The 23335-nt window shown below is 61.7% G+C and carries 23 protein-coding genes and 2 pseudogenes; 15 read left to right on the forward strand and 10 right to left on the reverse strand.

Annotated elements, in window-relative coordinates:
- Together EOA79_RS01325 and EOA79_RS01330 are read right to left on the reverse strand one after the other, a co-directional pair.
- Positions 1-1121 (reverse strand): DUF4350 domain-containing protein (locus EOA79_RS01325; RefSeq protein ID WP_128292707.1); only part of this gene is annotated, 1121 nt, incomplete at its 3' end.
- On the reverse strand, positions 1118-1750 hold the full coding sequence (locus tag EOA79_RS01330; RefSeq protein ID WP_095824864.1) for a DUF4129 domain-containing protein: 633 nt from the start codon (positions 1748-1750) through the stop codon (positions 1118-1120). The genes EOA79_RS01330 and EOA79_RS01325, both read right to left, overlap by 4 nt.
- A 143-nt stretch (positions 1751-1893) precedes the next feature.
- Here EOA79_RS01330 and EOA79_RS01335 point away from each other — a divergent pair, with 143 nt between their 5' ends.
- Both EOA79_RS01335 and EOA79_RS01340 read left to right on the forward strand, forming a co-directional pair.
- Positions 1894-2694, forward strand: a complete 801-nt coding sequence (locus EOA79_RS01335) for a hypothetical protein (protein ID WP_127335086.1) — start codon at positions 1894-1896, stop codon at positions 2692-2694.
- A 253-nt stretch (positions 2695-2947) separates the two neighbouring features.
- On the forward strand, positions 2948-3730 hold the full coding sequence (locus tag EOA79_RS01340) for a hypothetical protein (protein WP_095783213.1): 783 nt from the start codon (positions 2948-2950) through the stop codon (positions 3728-3730).
- Between the two features lie 45 nt (positions 3731-3775).
- Here EOA79_RS01340 and EOA79_RS01345 read toward each other — a convergent pair.
- From EOA79_RS01345 to EOA79_RS01360, 4 genes and pseudogenes are all read right to left on the reverse strand, one after another.
- Positions 3776-4003: pseudogene (locus EOA79_RS01345) on the reverse strand (hypothetical protein); the annotation flags it as partial.
- Between the two features lie 17 nt (positions 4004-4020).
- A complete protein-coding gene (locus EOA79_RS01350) occupies positions 4021-5661 on the reverse strand; it encodes an ABC transporter substrate-binding protein (RefSeq protein ID WP_095824762.1) in 1641 nt (546 codons plus the stop codon).
- A gap of 270 nt (positions 5662-5931) precedes the next feature.
- A complete protein-coding gene (locus EOA79_RS01355) occupies positions 5932-6609 on the reverse strand; it encodes an isochorismatase family protein (protein WP_095824761.1) in 678 nt (225 codons plus the stop codon).
- A gap of 322 nt (positions 6610-6931) precedes the next feature.
- The gene (locus tag EOA79_RS01360; RefSeq protein ID WP_095801245.1) at positions 6932-8227 is read right to left on the reverse strand and encodes a Xaa-Pro peptidase family protein; all 1296 of its coding nucleotides are present in this window, start codon (positions 8225-8227) and stop codon (positions 6932-6934) included.
- A gap of 198 nt (positions 8228-8425) precedes the next feature.
- On the opposite strand from EOA79_RS01360, the gene EOA79_RS01365 reads away from it, so the two are divergent.
- Positions 8426-8773: a hypothetical protein gene (locus EOA79_RS01365; RefSeq protein ID WP_067329908.1), complete on the forward strand. Its 348-nt coding sequence runs from the start codon at positions 8426-8428 to the stop codon at positions 8771-8773.
- Between the two features lie 2 nt (positions 8774-8775).
- Here EOA79_RS01365 and EOA79_RS01370 read toward each other — a convergent pair whose 3' ends face one another.
- Positions 8776-9672, reverse strand: a complete 897-nt coding sequence (locus tag EOA79_RS01370) for a GlxA family transcriptional regulator (RefSeq protein WP_245322394.1) — start codon at positions 9670-9672, stop codon at positions 8776-8778.
- 191 nt (positions 9673-9863) lie between these two features.
- Here EOA79_RS01370 and EOA79_RS01375 point away from each other — a divergent pair, with 191 nt between their 5' ends.
- A complete protein-coding gene (locus EOA79_RS01375) occupies positions 9864-10361 on the forward strand; it encodes a GAF domain-containing protein (protein ID WP_067000588.1) in 498 nt (165 codons plus the stop codon).
- A gap of 122 nt (positions 10362-10483) precedes the next feature.
- Complete coding sequence (locus EOA79_RS01380; RefSeq protein ID WP_095801246.1) at positions 10484-11917, forward strand: aldehyde dehydrogenase family protein; 1434 nt, start codon at positions 10484-10486, stop codon at positions 11915-11917.
- 109 nt (positions 11918-12026) lie between these two features.
- Here the strand turns inward: EOA79_RS01380 and EOA79_RS01385 are convergent, their stop codons facing one another.
- Positions 12027-12260, reverse strand: coding sequence for a hypothetical protein (locus EOA79_RS01385; protein ID WP_067329916.1), 234 nt, complete (start codon positions 12258-12260; stop codon positions 12027-12029).
- A 1368-nt stretch (positions 12261-13628) separates the two neighbouring features.
- On the opposite strand from EOA79_RS01385, the gene EOA79_RS01390 reads away from it, so the two are divergent.
- Genes EOA79_RS01390 through EOA79_RS01400 form a run of 3 tightly spaced genes read left to right on the forward strand, consistent with a single transcriptional unit; the run spans position 13629 to position 14924 of the window.
- Positions 13629-14093: a hypothetical protein gene (locus tag EOA79_RS01390; RefSeq protein ID WP_067329922.1), complete on the forward strand. Its 465-nt coding sequence runs from the start codon at positions 13629-13631 to the stop codon at positions 14091-14093.
- A gap of 46 nt (positions 14094-14139) precedes the next feature.
- Positions 14140-14655, forward strand: coding sequence for a metallophosphoesterase (locus EOA79_RS01395; protein WP_067329925.1), 516 nt, complete (start codon positions 14140-14142; stop codon positions 14653-14655).
- 44 nt (positions 14656-14699) lie between these two features.
- Positions 14700-14924: a hypothetical protein gene (locus EOA79_RS01400; RefSeq protein WP_067329928.1), complete on the forward strand. Its 225-nt coding sequence runs from the start codon at positions 14700-14702 to the stop codon at positions 14922-14924.
- 10 nt (positions 14925-14934) lie between these two features.
- On the opposite strand, the gene EOA79_RS01405 is transcribed toward EOA79_RS01400, so the two are convergent.
- Both EOA79_RS01405 and EOA79_RS01410 read right to left on the reverse strand, forming a co-directional pair.
- Positions 14935-15828: a lipid kinase gene (locus EOA79_RS01405; RefSeq protein ID WP_067329930.1), complete on the reverse strand. Its 894-nt coding sequence runs from the start codon at positions 15826-15828 to the stop codon at positions 14935-14937.
- Between the two features lie 266 nt (positions 15829-16094).
- Positions 16095-16463, reverse strand: coding sequence for a hypothetical protein (locus tag EOA79_RS01410; protein ID WP_067329933.1), 369 nt, complete (start codon positions 16461-16463; stop codon positions 16095-16097).
- Positions 16464-16618: 155 nt separating this feature from the next.
- On the opposite strand from EOA79_RS01410, the gene EOA79_RS01415 reads away from it, so the two are divergent.
- The 7 genes and pseudogenes from EOA79_RS01415 to EOA79_RS33385 all read left to right on the forward strand — a co-directional run.
- Positions 16619-16864 carry a hypothetical protein gene (locus EOA79_RS01415; protein WP_095824759.1) on the forward strand — a complete coding sequence of 82 codons (246 nt, stop codon included), beginning with the start codon at positions 16619-16621 and terminating at the stop codon, positions 16862-16864.
- Positions 16865-17248: 384 nt separating this feature from the next.
- Positions 17249-19204, forward strand: a complete 1956-nt coding sequence (locus EOA79_RS01420; RefSeq protein ID WP_245489829.1) for an HWE histidine kinase domain-containing protein — start codon at positions 17249-17251, stop codon at positions 19202-19204.
- Positions 19205-19377: 173 nt separating this feature from the next.
- On the forward strand, positions 19378-20847 hold the full coding sequence (locus EOA79_RS01425; protein ID WP_245322382.1) for a winged helix-turn-helix domain-containing tetratricopeptide repeat protein: 1470 nt from the start codon (positions 19378-19380) through the stop codon (positions 20845-20847).
- Between the two features lie 100 nt (positions 20848-20947).
- Entirely contained in the window at positions 20948-21193 is a 246-nt protein-coding gene (locus EOA79_RS01430) for a hypothetical protein (protein ID WP_067000612.1), read from the forward strand.
- A gap of 731 nt (positions 21194-21924) precedes the next feature.
- A complete protein-coding gene (locus EOA79_RS32565; RefSeq protein WP_164748366.1) occupies positions 21925-22089 on the forward strand; it encodes a hypothetical protein in 165 nt (54 codons plus the stop codon).
- A gap of 92 nt (positions 22090-22181) precedes the next feature.
- A complete protein-coding gene (locus EOA79_RS01435) occupies positions 22182-22367 on the forward strand; it encodes a hypothetical protein (RefSeq protein ID WP_095824757.1) in 186 nt (61 codons plus the stop codon).
- A gap of 292 nt (positions 22368-22659) precedes the next feature.
- Positions 22660-22779 (forward strand): annotated as a pseudogene (locus EOA79_RS33385) (PilZ domain-containing protein); the annotation flags it as partial.
- Between the last annotated feature and the right edge of the window lie 556 nt (positions 22780-23335).

Raw genomic sequence — 23335 nt, forward strand, 5'->3', positions numbered from 1 at the left:
GCCTTGAACCGTGCGGTGAAGCCGTTCGCCTCATTTTTGTCGCGGGAATCCAGCCAGCGGTCCAGCGCTTCACCCTGCAGCCCGTGCGGCGCGCCAAGCAGCGCGGCGGCGCGCTGGCGCATCAGCGCGGCATAGCGGTCGCCGAGTTCCTGCAGCCGTCCTGCCCGCTTCAGGAGCATTGCCGTGGTGTCGACCAGCGCCTGCTTGCCGAAGGCGATGGCGCGACCCTCGGTGCGTGGCGGCCCGAAGCGGCCGAGCCCGTGCAGGAAGGCGAGGGCAGCCGCCACCAGCACCGACAGCGTCAGCGCCAGGAAGGGCGGTTCGACCAGGAGCTTGCCGAGATCGTAGTTCTGGCCGATGCCGTGAAGCGTCAGGTCGAACATAACCGCGCCCTTGGCGGGCTCCAGCATGGCGATCATGTCGAGCGCCGCTGCCGCCTTTTGCGGATCCTTCAGCGCCGCGTTGTTGATGAGATCGGGATCGGTCAGGATGTAGAAGGGTTCGCTGTCGAGTTCGGTGAGAACAGCCTTGCCGTCACCCGCCGCAATCAGCGGATGATTGTCGGCTACCCATTGCAACTCCTCGGGCACGGCGATCTTGCGCCCCTCTACATCGATCCGATCGACCGATGGCTTGCCGTCGCCGAGCTTGGCCTTGGCGAGGCGACCGAGCCAGTCGTTGACCGCCGTTGCGGGCAGCCGCTCGACTTTCGTCTCCCAGCCCTCCTGGCCCGGCTGCGGAAAGGTGACCCATTTGGGCAGCACGAAAAGCGTGTGCTTGCCCAAGCGGAGCTTGATGATGCGCTGAAGCGCCGCCGGGTCGCTGTTGGGCGCGATGGTGACGATCAGCAGGAATGTGGATGCCAGGGGAGATTGCAGATCCTTCTCCCCGCGCGCCATGGGCGGCGCCTGCCCGTTGGTGAGCTTCAGCCATTCCACGAGCCCGGCATAGCCGGTGCCGCCCTTGGAGAGCGGTGTTGCGCCGCCCTCGGGCTGACGAAAGTCCGGAGCGTAGGTCGAGAGCAGGAAGAATCCGGCGGCCGCGAGCAGGCTGGCGAAGATGCCCCAGAACAGCGTCCTGCGGCTGAACGGCTCTTGTGCCTCTGTCGCCTCCGCGCTCATGCCCAGGCATCCCGGAAGGCAAAGCGCTCATAGGCGCAGCGCGCCTGCTGCCAGCCCTCGGCGCCGACCGGCCGGCGAGCGAACAAGGCAGCCTCGACGATGCGCGCGATCTCACTGAAGGCAGCGCGGGGGCGGGACGGGATGGAACCTGCGGCGGCGATGTCGCGCGCGGTCAGCGACGGGCGCAGGAAGTCGGGCAGGCGGCTGGCGATGTCGGCAACGCTGCGCCGGAGCAGCAGATGCACCGCCTCGTCATAGTCGCCGCGCGCGGCGAGCGCATCGGCTTCGGAGAGCAGGATCTGAGCCGCGCCGGCATCCGGGCGCCATTCCTCCTTCGTCTCGTCCTCCTTGCCGGGGCGCCGCCATGGCAGCCGCCAGGCGATGCCCTTCGCCTCGAGCACGAGCAGGAACACGATGATCGCGGCGCCGATGATCACCGCGCCCCAGAACAGATAGATCATGTAGGGGCCAAGCTTTGCCAGGGCTTCCAGAAAAGGCTTAAGCCATTCCGGCGGTTCCGGCCGCACCAGCCCCGGCAGGTCAAACTGGATCGTATCGTCCGCCAGCAGCTGCTTGTGCATCTTGGCCAGCCATTCGGCGTCCGCTGTGGCCGGCTGTGCCGCTGTCACCAACTCGCTCCCCTGCTACCCACGGGTTCGACACTGGCAATACCGCAGGACAATTGCAAGTGATTGGACTCGTCTCGTCAATACTGGCAGATTTGCTTTGGGGCCATAGGCTGGCGCAGAGCGGCCGAGCAGGGGAGGGCGTCATGACTTCAGCCGCGTTGGTACGGCCGGAGAATTTTCAGATCGGCCGAGTGTTCAACAACACTTTCTCCGTGATCGGTCGTAACATTGTACTCTGCGTTGGTCTTGCGGCGCTGTTTTCAGGACTACCGCAACTGGTCACCCAACTTATGCCACAACTGGTCACCCAGCACGTGGGTCTGAATTCCCATACTGGAAATCCGGCGAATTTCGCCGCGGCTATCACGAACCACAAGCTCGGCTTCATCATTGGAACTGCGGTCATTGTAATACTTTATCTCGCCTTTGCGGTTCTGTTGCAGTCGAGCCTCGTCCGGGTGGCGATCGAGGACATGAACGGCAAGAAGCCGACTTTCGGGGATTCCATCGCAACAGCGATCCGCTTCCTGTTGCCCACGGTCGCCATAGGTCTGCTTGTAGCGCTCGGCGTGGGCGCGGCCTCGATTGCCTTGCTGGTGCCCGGAATCATCCTCGGGCTCGGCTGGTCGGTGGCAATACCGGTGCTCATTCAGGAGCGCTTGGGCGTCTTCGGCTCGATGTCGCGCAGCCGCGCCCTGGCCAAAGGCAGCCGCTGGGCTCTGTTTGGCCTTTTCGTGATCCTGGTCATCATGGGGCTTGTGATGCAATCCATCACCGGAGTGGTCGTTTATCTATTCCATGGCATCGTCGCCGCCGTCGTGGCCGCCATGGTCCAGAGCATCGGCTCGATGGTGGGTTCCGTCGCAGCCGCGGTCAGCTATGTCGAACTGCGCCAGGTCAAGGAAGGCACCGGCGTCGATGAACTGGCGGAGATATTCTCGTAGTCTGGGATGCTGGCGAGGCCGGCCGAAGTGCTGGTGAGCGGCAGCCCCCGCTGAGAGCCTGCCTGTCCTGCAAAATCGCCTTCCTGGCCTCAAATCAGAGCGCGACCGTGAGCTTTGCTGCAGTCGGCGGTTCTGGCTGACACCGGGAATACCCGAAACAATTGCAAGTCCACTGGACGGGGCCCGCCGTTCTTGGCAGATTTACTTTGAAGTTGCCGAATTGGATTCGGCAGCGGCTCGGGGGAAAGCTATCATGACCACTGCGACATTGGGACGACCAGGCAGATTCGAAATCGGCAGGGTGTTCAACAGCACTTTTGCCGTCATCACGCGCAACATAGGACTCTGCGTCGGGCTGGGGCTTTTGTTTGCCGGCCTGCCGACGCTGCTCATCAGGTTATGGACCCAACCGCAGATGGAAGCGGTGATGAATGGCGATCCGAGTGCCATGGCGGATCCGAACGCGATGCTGCGCAACTCCTATCTCAGCATCCTCGCGGGATTGATTTCCTTCGTCTTCACGCTGCTGCTCCAGTCGTCGCTGGTGCGGGCAACGATCGAGGATCTGAACGGAAGGCGGCCATCCTTCGGCGACAGCGTGCAGATTGCCATCCGCTTCCTGTTGCCGACGCTCGCGATCGGCCTGCTCGTCGGCATCGGCTCAGCGCTTGCTATGATAGCGCTGATCGTCCCCGGCATCATCCTGTGGCTTGGCTGGTCGATGTCGGTTCCCGTTCTCATCCAGGAGCGGTTGGGCGTATTCGGCTCGATGTCGCGCAGCCGAGCGCTGACCAAAGGCAATCGCTGGTCGCTGTTCGGCCTCTTCCTCATCCTGGTCATCATCGCGATGGTCATCCAGTGGGGGATCCTGGTGGTGCTGCTTCTCTTCGGCGGGATCCTCGCCGAACTGGGCGCCGCCGTGGTGCAGGCCGTCGTCTCGATGGTGCTCTCCGTCGCCACCGCGGTCAGCTATGTCGAACTGCGCCAAGTCAAGGAAGGCACCAGCGTCGACGAATTGGCGAAAATCTTCTCTTAGCAACGGCCCAGCCGCCTTCCACTTTGAGGGCGGCCGCCCGCTGTCTCAACGACAACAGCAGTGGTCTGCCTGCACGCTCGTGCGGCAGAGGCATGACGATGTGATCGGCACGTCCGCCTTGGTCAGCGCCAAAGCAAGTTTCGCCTGCAAGCCCGGCAGCTCCTCGCTCTCGCGGCGCCGCTTCAGGCATTCGACCAGCCCGTGTAGCGCCCAGACATTGTCCGGATGCTGGGCGCAGCGCTGCACGGCGCCGCTGAGGCCCAGATCGTCGCGATCGGTCCTGGGAGGAATCAGGACTCGAGCCAAACCGTCTCGAAATGCTGCTCGAGCGCCTGGTGCTGCTCGCAGCCATGCACGCCCTTGCGGTAGGTGCGGTAGACCGAGCGCCAGTAGGGCTGGATGATGATGCCGGAGTCGCGCAAATTCTGCTCGATCTTGGCCATGATCTCCTTGCGCTGGGCGGCATCCGGGGTCGCAAGTGCTTTATCGAGAAGCTCGTCGAACTCCTTGTTCGAATAAGCGCTTTCGTTCCAGGCCGCGCCTGATTTATAGGCCAGGGCCAGCACCTGGACGCCGAGCGGACGGCCGAGCCATTCGGTGCAGGAGTAGGGGAACTTGCTCCAGTCGTTCCAGAAGGTGGCAGCCGGCAGCACGGTGCGCTTGATCTTGAGGCCGGCCTCGCGGATCTGGGCGGCGATCGCGTCGGCGGTGCTCTTTTGCCATTCGACGTCGACCGAGATCAGCTCGTATTCGTGGTCGGCCTTGCCGGATTCGGCCAACAGCTTCTTCGCCGCGTCGACATCGCGCTTGGCCGGGCCGATATCGGCGAATTCGGGATGCATCGGTCCGACATGGTGGTTATCGGCGGGCTTGCCCCTGCCGTCGAGGCCGAGCTTCAGCACGGCCGCATTGTCGACGGCAAGCTGGGCGGCACGGCGCACCTTGACGTCGTCATAGGGCGCGTTGCCGACATTGAAGCGGGCGACGATGGTCGAGCCGGTCGCGATCTCGGAATTTTCGAGCCCCATCTGCTCGGTCTGCGACACGGCGTCCGAGGCGGTCTCGTGGTCGGTGTCGATCTCGCCGGATTCGAAGGCCGACAGCATGGCGTTGGGATCGGAGCCGTAGTCGACCCACTTGATGCCGTCGAGATAGAACTCGCCCTTCCACCAAGGCTTGTCCTTGCGCTTCACCTCCGCACCGGTCTCGGCGTCCCAACTCACCAGCGCGCACGGGCCGGTGGTGATGGCCAAAGCCTTCTTCGGATCGGCATCGCCTTCATAGGAGCGGTGCATGATCAGCGCCGGATAGTCGGCCATGCCGGCGATCAGCGAGATGTCGGGCTTTGGCAGGTTGAGCTTGACGGTGTAGTCGTCGACTTTCTGGATGCCGCCGTCGACCGGCTTCTTGGTGTCGGCGTTGACCAGCGCGCCCATGCGCGCGGCGACCGAATTGCCGGCGACCGAGGCATCGCACCAGCGGTTGAGGTTGTGGATCACGTCGTCGGCGTTGAAAGTGTCGCCGTTCGACCAGGTGATGCCTTTGCGCACGTGAAGCGTGATCGTCTTGGCGTCGTCGCTGGTCTCCCAGTTTTCGAGCAGCCAGGGCTCGAAGGTGAAGTCGGTTTTCCAGCGCACCAGATATTCGTTGCAGTGACGCGCCACATTCGACATCTCGACGCCGTCGAAAGTGCGCGGATCCTTGAAGCCCTTCACGTTCATGGCGACGCGCAGGACCCCGCCGCGCTTCGGCTCCTCGGCGCGGGCAGGCGAGGGGGCAAGCCCACCCAACGCCAGCGCGCCGGCGGCGCTGACGCCCAAGCCGGCCATAAGCGCCAGATACTCGCGCCGGCTGATCGCGCCCTTCTTGAAATCACCCGCGGTCGGCTTTGCCCGCGGGTGCAGTTTTCTGTCGGTCAGCATGAATTTCATTGTCGTTCCCTCTATTGTTGGTGCAGGTCGCCCGCGCGGCGGCTTTTGGCGGCAACGACCTGCACGAAGCCCAGGGGCGCCCCCTTGCCGTCAGGCGCGGAGGCGGATACGGCCGCCGGGCGCCGTTGCCTGCGAGGGGATCATAGGTCCGCTTTCCGCGACGAAATGTTTGGTTTTCCGCAATTCTTGTGCGCTGTTCCGCAGGCTAAAGTTGGCTGACGCGCATAATTGCTGCGCCTTGCCGGGCGGCTGGGTCTCCGGTCTTCGCGGTCAGAGCTCTGCGTAAAGTTGCGCCGCATTCTCGAAGGTGAAGCGCAGCGGCACCGATCCCTCGACCTGCCACACGCTCACCGTGTCGCCTGCCATCAGCCGGCAAGCGTCGAGCGTGTTGGTCACGGCGCCGCCATAGAGGCGGTTGGCGAGGTTGAGAATGCCGGTCTGGTGCATGGCGCTGCTGCCGCTGCCGCAGGCGTCCTTGACCAGCAGCACGCGAAAACCGCGCGTCACCGCATCCTTCACTGTGGCGTCGATGCAGGCTTCGGTCCACACGCCGGCAATCACCAACCATTCGATTCCGGCCGCTTCGAGCTTGTCGCCAAAATCGTTCTTGCCGAAGACGCTCGCTTCCTGCTTGAGCAACATGGCTTCGCCGTTTTGCGGCGCCACTTCATGGCAGATCGCCGTCAGCGGATCGTCCTTGTCGGAGAAGGCCGACTTGCCGCTCTCGTCGAGCGGATGGAACGGCCGCGCCTCGGCGAGGTCGACAATATAGGCCCAATGATAGAGCGGCACGAAATTCCGCCGCGCCGCCTCCTGCAGGCGTTGGACGTTGGCGAGGATGTCGGCAAAGCCCTCGACCAGATAGCGCTTGTCCTTGCGATGCTCCTCCTGGAGATCGATGAACACCGCGGCCACCGTGCCGCGCCGGATGGAAATGGGGGATTTCATGCGGATGCTCTCGAAGGGGTGCCGCGGCGCGTCGGAATGTGCCGCAGCGTATCAGCTTCGTCATTCCAGCGCGAAGCAGCCGCGAAGCGGCGTCGCGAAGACCCTGGAATCCATTCCGTTACCTTGATCGAAGAGTTCGGCCTAACAGAATTCTGCACCGTTGCGGCGCTCCGACGTAACGGAATGGATCCTATGGCCTGCGCCGCGTCGCTTCGCTCCTTGCTTCGCCCGAGGATGACGACGACATGAGTGCGGCGGCCAATCTCGAACGCCTGCGACAATGTATGGGCGGCTCCAACAGAGCGTATCGGCATCAAACCGCTCATTCCAGAAACTCATCCTCATAAGGAAACCGCGAAAGCAGCTCGGTCCCCGTTTCGGTAATAAGAATCTCGTCCTCCAGCTTGACGCCCTCGCGGCCGCCTTTCTCGCCGATATAGCTTTCGACGCTCACCACCATGCCCGGCACGATCATGCCGTCGCGGCCGTACGTCTCGTAATCCATCGCGTGGGCGATGAAGGGCGTCTCGCCATGCATGCCGACGCCGTGCATGACCGAGGTATAGCGCTGGTCGACGAAGCGGTCCGGGATTTTCCAGGCCCTCTCGGCGATCTCGCGGAAGGCCATGCCGGGTTTCACGATGGAAATGTTGTGCTGCACCTGGTCGTGCGCCATGCGGTAGAGCGATTTCTGGTAGGGCGTCGGCTTGCCCGGGCCGCAGCGGAAGGTGCGCGAGAAGTCGGAATAATAGCCGTAGCAGCCGATGGTGTCGGTATCGAGCGCGACCAGCTCGCCCGGCCTGATCTTGCGGCCGCTCGCCTCGTTGAACCACGGATTGGTGCGCTGTCCTGAAGTCAGCAGCCGGGTCTCGATGAACTCGCCGCCCTGGCGGATCACCTCGTGATACATAATGGCGAAGAGCTCGTTTTCGGAAACGCCGGGCTTGATCGCCTCGCGCACGGCGGCCACCGCGGCTTCGGCTCCGGCCATGGAAGCCTGCAGGCATCTCACCTCCTCCGGCGTTTTCACCGCGCGCACGGCAAGAATCTCGCCCTGGCAGTCCTTCACCTCGCAGCCGCGCTTTTCCAGAGCCACCGCCTGCAGATGGCTGCAGCGGTCGAGGCCGAGCTTCATCGAGCCGCCGCCATGCCTCTTCAGAAGCTCGGTGATCTCGTCGGCGAACGGCCCCGCCGTCTCGTCGTCGCGACCGGAGACGGAGGACCAGACGAGCTTGGAAGGACGCGCCTCGTCGATCGTGTCGAGCACCATCGAGACATGGTAGCTCTGCGGATATTCGAACAGCACGATTGGCCCATCGGTCGGGATGAAGAAGTAGCGGGTCGAATTGCGCAGGAAATAGCCGAACATGTTGCGCGAGCCGGTGGCGTAGCGCTGGTTATAGGGGTCGAACAGCACGACGCCGCCATAGCCCGCCTCGCGCATCCAGGCGCGCAGTTTGGCGAGCCGCCCCTTGCGCAGAGCGTCAGCGTCGATGAAGGACGGCTCGGTGTCGGAGAGCCACATGCCGCCGGCGGGATCGGCCGCGGCCGGATGGCGCATGCGGTCCTTGAAGTCCACATCCTCGGTGCTGTCGGGATCGAAAACGACGATGCTCATGGGTGCCTGGCCTTGAGTAGGTTGTAAATGCCGACCATGGCGCAGGAGGGGAGAAGGTATTGTGCGGAAAGCCGCTCATGCTGTGCCGGATGCCGCTGGCCGTGTGGAACTGCAACCGCTAAAATTCTGCTCGATGCCTCATCAGCTTTGAGACTTTGTGGTAAAGTCGCTGAATAATCTGGTATTGCGGACCACACCGTGGATTATCGAATAGCGCTTGGCCCCTTATACATCCTGCTTTTTTTCAGCTTCTGCCTTCTGGCCTATATTCAGCCGATTCTGCATTGGCTGGCCGACGATTTTGGCAACACAACCATGCTCGCATGTCTGGCGGCATATTTCGGCATTATCGTCGGATTGGTTTGGGCTATCAACAAAATCAACAAAGCATTCCCGACATTGGACCTTCCGCCTTCTTCCAATCGCCAAGGGGTGATCTGGGATGTCGCGGCGACCTATGAAGAGGCAAGGCCCAACGTCGCCGCCGAGAAATCGCCGCCTGTCAAAGTCCGGTCGGAAACTGGCAAACCGGACGTTGAACTCTGATCCTACCGCCGCCGCATCGCCTTCGGCGCCTGCCCATGCTCCTCCTTGAAAGCCCGCGCGAAACTCGACATCGAAGCAAAACCGCAGGCCAGCGCAACATCGCGCACCATCAGCGTCGAATGCGCCAGCAGATCGGCGGCGCGCTTCAGCCTGAGCCGCCGGTAATAGCCGTTCGGCGAGATATCCAGCTCGGCGCGGAAATTGCGCTCGAGCTTGTCGGGCGAGACCCCAAGCCGCTCAGCCAGCTCCGCCATGCCGAGCCGTTCCTCGACCGCGTCCTCCATGATGGCGATCGCCGACAGCACCAGCTCGTTCTGCACCCCGGTGCGCAGGCGCAGCGGCATCAGCTTGCGGTCGACGCTCGACCGCAGGGGAGAGTGCACGAACCATTCCGCGACACCAGCGGCAAGCTCGGCGCCGTAGTCGCGCGTGATGATCTCCAGCATCATGTCGAGGCTGCCGACGCCGCCGGCCGAGGTAAAACGCTTGCGGTCGATGACGAAGAGATCGCGCCTGAGCTCGATGTCGGGAAACGCCTCGGTGAAAGCGGCCCGGCTGGTCCAGTGCAAGGTGCAGGCATGGCCGTCGAGCAGGCCGGCGCGGGCGAGGAAGAACGCCGCATCCGCCACCGCGCCGATATGCGCGCCACCGCGCAGGCTTTTGCGGATCCAGCTCATCGCCTCGTCGGCCACGACATGGTCGGCATCGCCGCCCGAGCAGACGACGATGCGATCGACCTTCGGTGCGTTGGCGGCCGAGAAGCCGGGCTGGATGACGACGCCGTTGGAGGCTTCGACCGTGCCCTGATCCGCGCCGACGATCACCCATCGGTAGCAGTCGCGCTTCGCAAGAATGTTGGCGCCGCGCAGCGGCTCGATGACAGAAGAAAACGCCATCATCGGAAAGCCGGGAAAGACCAGCACCGCAAAGGTGAGCGGGGTCTCGCCTGCCTCCGGCTGCGCGCGGTCGCGTTTTCGGTTGGCGAGAATGGCGCTCACGACTTGTGTATTTCCCGCGCGCAGCATTGGTGGCAGATAAGGCCAAACTGTAGCGGGCGCTTCAGCGCCTTAGCAACGGAGAAACGACCAGGATGTTTGCGGCAACGGCCCTCGACACGAGCAACAAGCCGGCCTTCTACGATGAGCTGGCCAGGCAATTGAAAGCGCTGCTGGAAGGCGAGCGAGACTCGATCGCCAACGCCGCCAACACCTCGGCGCTCATCTACCAGATGGTGCCCGACCTCAACTGGGCGGGTTTCTATTTCCTTCAATCCGACGAAGAGCTGGTGCTCGGCCCCTTCCAGGGCAAGCCGGCCTGCGTGCGCATAGCGGTCGGCAAGGGCGTCTGCGGCACGGCGGTCGATCTCGATATGTCGATGCTGATCAAGGACGTGCACGATTTTCCCGGCCACATCGCCTGCGATGCCGACTCGCGCTCGGAACTGGTCGTGCTCTTGCGCGACGACGAAGGCATCTTCGGCGTGCTCGATCTCGACAGCCCGCTGCCAGGCCGCTTCGACAAGGAAGACCAGGCCGGCATCGAGAAGCTTGCCGCGATCTATGTGGCCGCCAGTTCCTTTGAGGACTGAACTCTTAGCGGACTGCGGTACGGCTCCGCCGCTGGCTCAACGACCCTGTCTTGCGTTGCCATACGCGCGTCGTTATCTCTGGCGGAATATGACGCTCGCCAAGCGCGCCGAAGGGAGAAGATATGTCGCACAATCTGCAGTTCTATATCGAAGGCGTGTGGGTCGATCCGGTGGTGCCGAACAATTTCGACGTCATCGATCCGTCGAACGAAGACGCCTTCGCGCAGATCTCGCTGGGCACCAAGGCCGATGTCGACAAGGCGGTCGCTGCCGCCAGGCGCGCCTTCGCTACTTTCGGCTTCAGTGAAGTCGAGGAGCGCCTCGACATCCTCAACCGCGTCATCGAGGTCTACAAGAAGCGCAGCAAGGACCTTGCGCTCGCCGTCTCGCGCGAGATGGGCGCGCCGCGCCAGATGGCGCTGGACAGCCAGGTCGGCGTCGGCCAGGCGCATCTGGAGAAGATGGCCGAGGTGCTGAAGACCTTCCAGTTTCGCCATGTCAAAGGCTCCTCGCTGATCGTCAAGGAGCCGATCGGCGTCGTCGGCCTGATCACGCCCTGGAACTGGCCGCTCAACCAGATCACCTGCAAGGTCGGCCCGGCGCTCGCCGCCGGCTGCACCATGGTGCTGAAGCCGTCGGAGATCGCGCCGCTCGACGCCATCATCTTCGCAGAGATCATGGACGAGGCCGGTGTGCCGAAGGGCGTCTTCAACCTGGTCAACGGCGATGGCCCAACTGTCGGGCAGGCTTTGGCCAGCCATCCGGATGTCGACATGATGTCCTTCACCGGCTCGACGCGGGCCGGCATCCTCGTCGCCAAGGCGGCCGCCGACACGGTGAAGCGTGTGCATCAGGAGCTCGGCGGTAAATCCGCCAACATCCTGTTCCCCGACGTCGATCTGCAAAGGGCGGTGACCAAGGGCGTGGCCGGCTGCTTTGGCAATAGCGGCCAGTCCTGCAACGCGCCGACCCGCATGTTCGTGCCGCGCGACCGGCATGACGAGGCCGCCGGCTATGCCAGGACGGCGGCGGAGAAACTCACCGTCGGGCCGGCCGACGCGCCGGGAACGAAGCTCGGCCCGGTGGTAAGCCAGCTGCAGTTCGACAAGATTCAAGACCTGATCCAGAGCGGCATCGACGAAGGCGCGACCCTGATCGCTGGCGGCCCCGGCCGTCCGGCCGAGCTCAACCGCGGCTACTATGTCCGCCCGACCGTCTTCGCCAACGTGACGCACGACATGCGCATCGCGCGCGAAGAAATCTTCGGGCCGGTGCTGTCGATCATGCCTTACGACACGGTCGAGCAGGCGATCGAGCTGGCCAACGACACCGTCTTCGGCCTCGCCTCCTACATCCAGGCCAAGGACATCGAGAAGGCGCGCCAGGCCGCGGCCCGCATGCGCTCCGGCAACGTCTATATCAACTATCCGACGTGGGACGCCGGCCTGCCCTTCGGCGGCTACAAGCAGTCCGGCAACGGCCGCGAATATGCCGAATACGGTCTCGAGGATTTTCTGGAGATCAAGGGCATCGCGGGATACGCGGCGGCGGAGTAGGCGGAGCAGAGGCCGGCGCAGGCAGATAGGGAAAGGGCGCGATCTCGGCTTCGCCATTTGCCATGAGCCGCTTGCCGCGACAGCCGATCAGCTCTTCCTCGCCGCCTTCTTACCCGCGCCTTGCCTCGATGATGCCCACCATGGCGCGGGTGAATTCGACCACGCTGTTTGCCGTGATGGCGGCATTGTCGGGGCTCTGGCCGATTTGCTCGGCTGCTCCGCAGCACGAGCGGCGGATGAGGTCGTAATGAGCAAGTCTTTCATCGTCCGGCAACGCCGCCAGGTTCAAGGCTCGACGGTGAAGCATGCGCAACAGCTGCGCCAGCGCTGTTTCGACGCTCATGCGTTTGGCTCCGCATCGGTCGAACGTCTCGGCACATAAAGCGCCGGATCGTCGATCAGGGGGCGGTTCTCGTCCCCGATCCGGCAAGGCTGCGCCTTAGTCGTTAATACATCGTTGATCGCTAATATGATCGGCGAAGCCTTTGGGGCGGATTCCCGGATGCTATCGGATGCGGCGGAGGCAGATCATCCCCGCGCGGTACGGCTAACATCCTCGACATTTCAAAATCTAACGATCGGCAAAATGCACCAGTAAGGATGCTTGGTAAGGGTTGATTCAACCCTTGCTGGTATGTAAAAGGTGGCGGCTCCGGCCAGGGGTAGGGTTGCCTGAAAGCCGGAGCCGCCTGCGCGGCCGATGGGTAGTGTCCGCGCTGTCCCAGAATAGGACAGCGCGGTCTACGATTCGTTAATTCGCTAATATATCGTCGTATGGGAAGCTCGCGGACAGCGATGCCGGCAAACGACATATCCCAAGCAATTGAATTCTCACACGAAGTTCTAGCTGCAAATCTGGATTCGAACCAGGACCGGCGGAGTTAATAGTCCGCTGGTCTACCCGTTCCTATCACCAGCAACGCTGCCAGCTCCCAGATAAGATCCACCATGTCTTTGGCCTTCTTTTCGGGGGGCGTTGGGATCGAGTAGGGATGGTGATGGGGTCGACAGACCGGCCCGGCCGTCATCCTGAATGATGATTGCCTCGATGCACTTCGTCGCCCAATGCTCAAGCCCTTTGCCATGGTTAACGAGTCATGGGCCGGCGGGACCTTCATAAAGACTTTGCTAATATTAGAAAGAAGACAAGCCGTTCAGCGGAACAAGCCTCGCTGAACGCAGTTCGGTGCGACGTGGCGTCGGCTATTGCCGTCGCGTTGGGAGACAGCAGCGCAAGCGAACCCGACAGGAAGCCAAGCCTTCGCAAGGCCTCTCGCGAGCTGCCAAGAAATGAGTGGAACATCACCCCTAGGTGCGCAATGACTACCTCCAAACACATTTCAACGTTCGACCTCGATCAGTTGCGAGAAGCCTTCAAGCAATTGACTCGCGAGCAAGGCATCACAGCCGAAGAACGGGACGTATACGCCCAGCTTTTCCTGAAGCAGACCTGCGCCCCAGTTTTTCCGCTCGGGCCTGAACGGCGGCCGATTCAGGCTTGGAGTTAGCTTGGCGGCTGGTGTGCCGCATCGACGGTTGCGGGTCCACGGCAGCTTCCCGCAAAGTCCGGCGACACACTTGCGCCAAGCCAGGCTTGTCCGTCGAGATCATGGCCCGAACGCCGCTGCAGCTCTGCGATGGATCACCAGATGGTGGGCCGGGGGGCCCCAACTGATCTGGACGCCCTATGAAGCGGCGCTAAATCAAGCCGATGCGGGTTGCGTTCAGTATATTTACTTTTCTTTTTTGCACCGCCTCTCTTCAGGCCCAGGAGTGGCAGCCGTTTGGGGTCCGGCAACTGGGCTTCACATTCGATGTTCCGCCTGGTTTCGTCCTCACCCAGCATTCGGATCAGGGTGCTGCATTCCAAGGCGAACAAGACGCGTTTCTTGCCGTGTGGGGCGCCAGACTTGGAAGAGCCAGCTTTCGGGCCGAGATCGAGCATCGCATGCTGGAAGACGAAAAGGCCGGCTGGAAGTTGACGTACCGGCGCCTGACCTCGACCTGGGCCAGCTATTCAGGGATCAACAACGGCGAGATCCGATATGTTCGCGCCATCAGGGTCTGTGATGACCGCGCCGCGCTTTTCACGATCAACTACAGCAGATCGGAGAAAACGCCTTATGATCGGATCATTGTGCGAATGGTAAGATCCTTAAGGGCCGAAGGCTGCTAGCCTTAGGCCCAGGGTGGGTTTCGATCTGCATTGCCGGCATGCCCTGATGCTATTTTTTACGAGCGACACGCATTTCAATGATGCCCGCATCCTACGGATTGACCGGCGGCCTTTCGCATCGCTTGCCGAACATGACGAAGCGCTGATCTCTTTCTGGAACGAGACCGTCACGCCTGACGACGAGGTCTGGCATCTTGGCGACTTCGCGCGCCACGGCAAAGCAGGCGGGGAGGCACTTCTGTCGCGCCTCAATGGGCGCAAGAACCTGATCATCGGCAACAATGACCCGGACGAAACGACCGCCGCCGACGGATGGGCCAGTATTCAGCATTACGCGGAACTCAGGTTCAATGGGGTGCTTCTCATCCTGTGCCACTATCCGTTCCGCACCTGGAATCAGATGGGCAAGAAGTCGATCAATTTGCACGGTCACTCGCATGGGAAGCTTAAGCCGCTTCCACGCCAGTACGACGTTGGCGTAGATGCTTGGAACTTTCGGCCGGTCCCGCTTCCAGCATTGATCCAAAAAGGCGGTGCCCGGGCGCAAGCTTCGCTAGCTTAAAGTAGGTCAGCCGGCCAGCGAGAGCATCAGGGGCGGCCGTTCTTTTGGACCGCGCTAACCGAACACCCGAGTCCTTCATCATCGACGGCGAGATGATCACGCGGGATCCCGACGGACGGCCGAACTTCCATGCCATCCATTCGCGCATGACCTGGAACGCCCAGGCTCGCCTTCGTCGCTTTCGACCTTCTCTCCTCAACGGCGAGCACATTCGTGCTCTGCCGCTGATCGAGCGCAAGGCGAGGCACTGGAAACTGATCAAACCGTAAGACGGGGCGCTCACACGGCGCGATCCGGCGCGAAGACCGAGATCGCCTTGGGGTGAACCTTGAAATGGGCCGGTGTCGACGTGACGATCTCGCCATCGGTGTTGACCGGCATCGCCTTCCGCGTCTCGATGTCGAACTCGACGCACCTGGCCGTGCGCACCTCACGCCATGCGCCATGCGTTCCAGAACGGAAAGAGCGGAGCATCAAAGCCAGCTTCCAGAGGTTCGTCATTTCCAAGCTATAGAGATCGAGATGTCCGTCATCGATTTCGGCCGTTTCTTCCACCACGTTGCCGCCGCCGTAGTGCCGACCGTTTCCAACCGCGATCTGGTAGGTTTCCACCTCGATCGCCGCGCCTTTCTCGGTAATCTTCGCGTGAAACCGCGCGGCCCGGGTCAACACTTTCATCGCCGCCAGCGCATAGCCCAGCCTGCCGAAGCGCTTCTTCAGTGCGGGGTCAAGACCCTGCGCCAGTTCGGTGCTGAGTCCGATACTTGCGACGTTGAAAAAGGCATGACCGTTGACCGTCCCGACATCGATCAGCCGAGTCCGGCCGCGCGCGATCACATCGGCGGCCTGCAGGAGATCCATCGGAATGTTGAGCGTGCGAGCAAGGTCATTCGCCGTCCCCATAGGAATGATGCCCATCGGCAGGCCGCTTTCCATGATCGCCGTCGCCGCCGAGGACACCGAACCATCACCACCGCACACGACCACAAGATCGGCCATATGGCGTAAGCGAACGATGTCTCGCGCGATTTCAGGCAACGCCTCGAACATCTCAACAGTGACGGAAAGCCGACCTCGCCCCAGCCGCTCCACAATTGGCGCGAGCATCTCCTGGCCGCGCCGAGCCTTGGGATTGAGGAGCAGCAACGCGCGCCTTTTGGCTGCTTCGCTCATTCAAAGATCGGTCCGACTGATCATGGCTCAACGCAAATAGGGTGGCTGCTTCCGGATTTCGACCGCAAACCGACGCGAAACGTCACACCTGCCCCGCCTATGGCGCGCGGTTTCTAAGCGACGGAGAGCGTAGCGCGCCTGCGGCGTCGGATAATTCGCGGGCAAAAGGTCCACATTGGCTATGGCGAAGCGCTTTCTTGAGAAGGCGGGCTGAAGCGATCCGCTTTTTGCAGTAGGACTCCCGAGGAGCGAGAGAGCCGCCTTGGCTAGTGAAGTTTGTCCTTGGAAGGTTTGGCGGCCGACTCGCTCAAGATTTCTTTAAGCGCTTGCTCCAGCTCCAGCCCGAGCCCGATAATGGGCTCGGGAATCGCAATCACGTCATTCCGGCCCGCCACCACTTGCGTCTCGGCCGAAAGCTCCGAGACTGCTTTACCGGCCGATTTCGATAGCAGTCGCGACAGGTGCTGCCGCTGCAATGCGTGAACCTCTTCCAACAGGCTCAGGAGCCTCAATGCATCCTCGATCGGCAGCCTGCTGGTTCTGAGGCAGGCAATCCGCTCGTGCTGACGTGCGATGTGCCGCTCGCCCTGTCGGACGTGGCGCCGCGCCATGCTGATGTGGTCGTGGAGAAGCATTGCCCACAACGCGAAATCCCCCGCGTCGTTCCGTTGTGGTTTTGAGGCGCAAATCACAAAGGTTAATGCAGCGAGTTTCTTGCCCGCTTACATGCAGCAAGGCCGCAGTCTGCTCAAGCTTGTCGGTGCCGGTCGGATGATGAGAAGGGAATCTGATGAAGGCAATGAAGAGGGAAAATCGTCGCCGCTTGCTGATCCAACTCCGCCAGCAGGAGATGCGCTATCTAGAGCTGATCGACCAGACGCGAGTGATGATTGCCAAGAGCTCCAGACTGGTCGAGCAATCCAGAAAACTCCTGTTGGTTCAGCGCAGCGGCGCATGCAAGACCAAGCCGGCAATTGTCAGTCTGCCGCCATCCCGACGGTATCGCGTTCGCTGTAGCGCAGACCGCTCGGGCTGACCCCGCGCTCGGGCGCGCTTATTATCCATCTAGGGAGGCGTACCGTCTTGCCGGCGAAGGGGTACGTCACCTTTTCGTCCCTCGAATGAAAGGCGACGAGATACGCTGGCCCGCCGAGCCGGAAATGACGGCAAAACCAAGCTCTGGTTCCCGCGTGGCTCCTCTGTCCACCCCTCGGGCGGGACTCTTTGCAACTCAGTGATTTTCGCTTAGCCGCATTGTCTGGCGCCAAGCGGCCTTCGAACTTGGCCATGTTCAGCAGTGTTAATCTAAGCTTGTCGTTCGCCAGCTTGCGGCTAAGCTTGCAGTATTGGGGAAGACAGGGAAACAGATTTGCCTCGTCGATCGGTACGAGCCCATCTGCTTGGACTAATCGCAGCGGCCGTGTTGCCGGTCTGGCTGTTTGCTGCCTATCTGTTCGTTGCCTACGCCCTGCATGAGCAGTCTCGTATCGAGCAGGAGGCGCTTTGGATTGCTCGTCAGGTGTCGCTGGTCGTTGATGGCGAACTCGTCAATCTCAAGACCCTTCTGGAAGGGCTCTCCAAGTCGCCTGCTCTCGCCAATGATGATCTGCAGGCTTTTAGCAACGAGGCGAGCCGCCTCGTCCAGGGTACGGATCAGGTAATCACGCTGCGTGATCTCGGTGGCCGCGCCTTGGCAAGCACTCAATCCGCCAAGGGCTCCGAGCCTTCGGCCGAACCGCTGACGCCCGAGGAGCGCGAGCACCTGGATCTTGCTGGCGTGCTGGTCAGCAACGTGTTCGCCGCGCCGCGATCGAACGCATACCGGATCGCGGTCACCAGACAAGTGTCGGGCTCGAAAGGCCAGTCGTTGCTGCTTTCGATGTCGGTCCCGACGGAACGCATTCGCCTTGCTATGCTGCCCGCGGTCCCAGCGGGGTGGACGGTCGCTGTCGGTGATCGTGAGGGCAACTACGTTGCAAGGTCCAAGTTGCATGGTGAGGTGACCGGCAAGCCCGGTTTGCCGGAATATTTAGCAAAGGTCGTCGGCCGCTCCGGTACGTTCCGATCTCGCAATTTCGAAGGCACCACGCTGCTGGCCGGGTACTATCGATCGCCCTATTCGGACTGGTTCTACACCGCCAATGTTCCGCTTTCTGATGTTCAGGCACCTCTCTGGTGGTCTCTCGCACAGATTGGCGCAACAGGCCTAACTGCGCTGCTTTTTTCGCTCACTCTGGGCTACGTGGTTGGTAAAACCTTCACCAAGGCGACAGTCGACCTCGCCGCGCGCGCCGATTCGCTCGGCAAAGGGAGCGAGGTCAAACCTATGTCGACGTCTGTCGCCGAGTTCGACACGATTGCCCAAGCCATGATCAAAGCCGGCCGTGCAATCGCGGAACGCACGCGCGAGTTGGAAACCGTTCTGGATACGGCGCCGGTGGCGGTCTGGTTCACCTATGATCCGCAAGCGCGACAGGTGATCCGCAACCGGTTCGCGGCGGAACTGATGGGCCTATCGACGGAGTCCCGGAGATCCTTTGGGACGCCCGACTTGGTGATCGAAACGCTGGCGTACAAAGACGGCCAGACCATCAGCCGGGAAGACCGTCCGCTGAGCAGAGCCATGCGCGGCGAGGAAACTGACAGTGAGGAATTCGCCTATACGCTGCCATCCGGGGTGCAACGTTACCTGCTTTCTAGCGCGCGGCCCGTCCGCGATGCGGCAGGCTCGGTAATAGGCGCTGTCCAGATCAGCCTCGACATCTCCGAGCGCAAACGGAGTGAGGAGCAGCGCCAACTGTTGGTCAATGAACTAAACCACCGGGTCAAGAACACGCTGGCCGTAGTTCAGGCAATCGCGAGCCAGACCATGCGCAGCGCAACCAGCCTCGCGCTCGCAAAGGAGGCGCTTTCGGCCCGGCTGGTTTCGCTGGCACAAGCGCATGATATCCTCACCCGGGAGAATTGGAGCGGTGCCGATCTCAGCACGCTCATTGCCGCCTCGATCGACCCGCATGCCTCTCTCGATCGGTTCGATCTCACAGGCGAGCCGGTTTGGTTGCGCTCGAACGTGGCGCTTTCCTTCGCGCTGGCCATTCATGAACTTACCACGAACGCCATCAAATATGGGGCGCTCTCCAATCCTACCGGATCGGTCTCGATCTCGTGGCGGTTGGAATACGTCGATGGGGGCCGAATTCTGGTCCTGGAATGGTGCGAGGAAGGCGGCCCGCCGGTCGTGCCTGGCAAACACGGCTTTGGTACGCAACTCCTGCAGCGAGTGTTCGACAGCGAAAGAACGGGCGGGGTTGAGCTGGTCTACGATCGCTCCGGGCTGCGTTGCATTTTTAAGGTGGGATTGGACCGCAGCAAGTAGCGTAAGTGCCGACGCAAACACCAGACGGCGACGAGACCCGCGACGTCTTTCAGCACTACCACCTAGGAAGAATGGAGAGTTTGGCCCGGGAATTTAGGGGGTGCCTGTTCCGACAACTTCCAAACGTCTAATATGCCCAAATGCAGCGGTGTCGCATCGCCTTCGGTCCGTTCGTGCTCGATCCCGACATGGGGACGCTTCTTAAAGACCAGATCCCGATCACTGTTGGGCATCGTGGGCTGACGCTGCTTGCTGCGCTTACCGCACGGCCCGGTGAGATCCTGACGAAGGCCGAGCTGATGGACGCTGCCTGGCCGGGCACCGCCGTTGAGGAAGGCAACCTTACCGTCCAAATCGCGACGCTGAGAAAGGCACTCGGTCCGGCTGATAACGGCGGTGAGTGGATCGCCACAGTGCCTCGCCTCGGGTACCGCTTCACGGGGACTGTCGAGCCGGTGGCGAGCGCGTCCTACGGAGCGATCCCACCGCCCGGCAAGCCGTCGATCGCGGTGCTGCCCTTTGTCAACTCGGGCGGCGATCCGGACCAGCAGTATCTCAGCGACGGCATAACCGAGGACATAATTACGGAGCTGGCCAGGTTCCGCTCCCTGCTCGTCATCGCACGCAATTCATCGTTTCAGTTCCGTCACCCCGCATTGGACACTGCCGAAGCCCACCGCAAGCTCGGAGTTCGCTACCTCGTCGCAGGCAGCATACGAAAGCTCGGTGATCGCATTCGGATCACCACACAATTGATTGATGCCGCCACCGGCACCCACCTTTGGGCCCAACGGTACGACCGGGCCCTCAACGACATCTTCGCATTGCAAGACGAGGTTGCGGCTCTTATCGCCTCGATGGTCGAAGGCCAAGCCGAGGCCGATTCTGCGAGCCGCAGCAGACGCAAGCGTCCGACCGATTGGGACGCATACGACTACTACCTGCAGGGGCGCGCGCACTTCTACCGATATGAACTGGACAAGGCCGAGCCCCTCTTCGCGCAGTGTATCAAGCTCGATTCGGCATTCGCTCAAGGTCACGCCTTCCTGGCGCAGGCCCTCGTCGGCAGATTTTGGTACGACAACGATCTGCGGTCGCTACAGAAGGCCTGGGACGCCGCTCGAACGGCGCTCGCTCTCGACAGGAGCGATGGCGTCTGTCATCAGAGCATGGGGCTGGTGCTTACCCACATGCGCCAACACAGCGATGCGGGAGTGCATTTCGAGCGAGCGCGCTCGTTGAACCCGCTGGACGTGAACATAGCGGGGGATTACGCAAGCTGGCTCAACTACGGCGGACGGGCCGAGACGGCGCTCGACGTGCTCGAAACAGCGCTCCTGCGCGACCCGGTACCACCGATGTGGTTCTGGGAGGTGAAGGGTAGCTCCCTGTTCCTGCTTGGAAGGTACTCCGAAGCCGTCGCTTCGTATCAGAAGGCTGGCGACCAATTCTTCGTCCATGCTTTCCTCGCAGCGTCTTACGCACATTTGGGCGAGACGGAGAAGGCGCGCGCTGAAGTCGAGGAGGCACTGACCAGGAAACACGACCTGACTCTCCGGCTGATTTCAAATCTCCCGTTCGCCGACCATGTCGCGCTCGGGCTTTTCACATCAGGCTTCAGAAAGGCGGGTTTTCCCGCCTGAACGCACCCCAGGGAAGGCTACGTTCACACTCGGAGGGGTGGATGCTTTCCCATCTCTCAAATTTGAATGCGGGTGCAGCTCGTGCGGCCCACAATAATGCATGCCGAACTATCTGTTCGAAGTCTTCCGAAATGGGCAAAGCCTCGGCGATGCTTGGGTCGACCTCGGCAATCTCACCGACCTGCGACGAGAAGCGCTGAAGGCGCTTCACGATATCGCTGCAGACGAAATCGCCTCAAGCGACTTGGATGAGACTGTGACCGTTGCCGTTCATGACGAAGCCGGCAGGCCGGTATATTCCGCAAGTCTCACCGTCTCGCAGCCGTTGCCCGCCTTCAACGGCTAGGAGTCGTCCGCTCATCCTCCAGCGGCAGGAACGCGCCCGGTCGCAGCGAAGCCGGAACTGGTAGTTTGATGAGTGTGGGGGAAAGACGGCAGCGGAAGAGAGCCTTTCCTGCTGCTGATCCATCGGCCGCTCGCCGCCCTGCGCACGCGAGTGGCGTTCCTCTGCAGCATATTGGCTTGGAAGACCGACCAGCCGGTTGAGCCTGAAGCCGCACATTATTCACCGTGGTGATGAGTGTTTCTGCGTTTTCCAAATTGGACGCGTACAACCTTTTTGGGCGATGGTTCGTTCAGAACGCCTCTGCTCTCAACGCCACCAGCGAAGCAGGGCTGCGTGCCTGACGACCGATGGAGCAGACATCGATGCCTGTCGGGAACGCGCGATCGGGCCCACGCTGCAGCGGACCTCGATTGCGGGCTGGAGGCAGAAGGCACTGCTTGCCCAGGGAAGTTGAATAGGGAGTTGGTCGGCTCCCCTAAGAGTTGCCTTTCGACCAAGGAGCGATCGATGAAGTCGGCTTTCCGGTACCTGATGTTCGCCATGGCCTTGCTGTCGCCAGCGGGAATGAATGCAGTCCAGGCAGCGGACGCTCAAATGCCACTCGTTGTTGCGAGGCCCCGGGAACCCTCCATCACCACGAGCACGTCCGAGACGACCGGCATGTCCCGGGTCAACGGCCAGAGCGGTACGGTGCTCCATGTGAATGCGACGAAGCCTGGATTGCATGCCGTGTGCTGCGGCTTGAGCCGCACAAACACGTCATGCCGCTGTCGCACCTCGATTCCCGCTTCGCGACGATCCTGTCTGGAACCTTCTACGTTGCGTTTGACGACACATACGACGCAACCAAGCTCAAGGCCCTTTCGCCTGGCGGCATCTACACTGAACCGGCCTAGGCAAAGGTTCGGTTGCCAAATGGTGTGAGTAAGAAAACCTGAAGGGTTGAGGCGACCTACACGCGTCATTGGTTTGCCTCAGGCATTGTTTCATGATTGCACTCGTCCGCATTGCCCTCAGCCGGCCCTACACGTTCATCGTGTTGGCGCTGCTGATCCTGATCATCGGCCCGCTCGTGACCCTGCGCTCGGTGTGCCCCCACACCCAGCGGCGGGCTAAGGTGACCGGCGCCTTTTCTCGTGGGGGAGAATTGCCTGAGAGCCCGGCGCCGGCCTAGCGACTAGTGGTCCGCCGCATATGCAAGATAGCTAATTTCTACCTCAAAAGGACATGGTGTGATCGCGGAACCTCTTTGGCAATCGCCCTGGCGATCAGGAATAATCCTCACCGGTGCGGCGACCCCAATTTGCGAGGATCGCCATGACAATGAAATTTCCCTTCACGGAAGACACACTCGGCAAAAGCTGGAGGCCGGGACGGGTCTTTCTGTCTATTGCCTCACTTGCCGGCGGTCGGCGGTATTGGACGTTGCCGCACTGGTGAAACGGCTCGGGCCAGACCATAAATGCCTGCTTTGCGTACCAGTTGATGGGATCGCCTACAGGACTGTTGTTCGATGGCGCAAGAGTGATCGCGTAGGCGTTGAATTCAAGGGCACCGAGCCAAAGCCGAAGTTCCATTACGGTTGAATGCCGGCTCCGGCCTTCCTGTCTCTAGTGGCAGAAATGTCACGCAATCTGAATATGCAGCGCTTCAACTAGGGCGCGCTTATGATCCCTCTTACCGAGGCGTACCGTCTTGGCTGCGAGGGATGCGGGGACCACTGGAGCGCTCGCTGCGGCAACGCAGCGGGCGCTTCGCATGGGAGCGATGGCGATGTGCACCAGAGCAGGGCTAGCATCCGGCTTCCGGGCTTTCTGTCAGCTCACTCTCCGGCTGGACCGCCAGCGCGCGGTCTCGATGTCGTCGCGGGAAATCCCCATGTCGCTGAGCATGTCGTCCGGTGAGTCGCTCAGATCGTCAGTTGCCTTCAATAGCGCCCTCTGATCGGCTCGGCGACCAAACCAATCGACAACGGGACCAGCTACGACTAGAGGAAGGTTCATAAGCATAGGAAGGTTCACAAGCATCAGGGCACTCCCTTCACCGCTGCACAAGCTAGGCCGATGCGCCAGGAGCGTCTGTGACAGGACTCACAGACCCGTTAGTGCCTGCTAATTCAAGAACGTGCCGAGAACATCACGG

This window comes from Mesorhizobium sp. M1A.F.Ca.IN.020.03.2.1, from assembly GCF_004023205.1.
Lineage (GTDB): Bacteria > Pseudomonadota > Alphaproteobacteria > Rhizobiales > Rhizobiaceae > Mesorhizobium.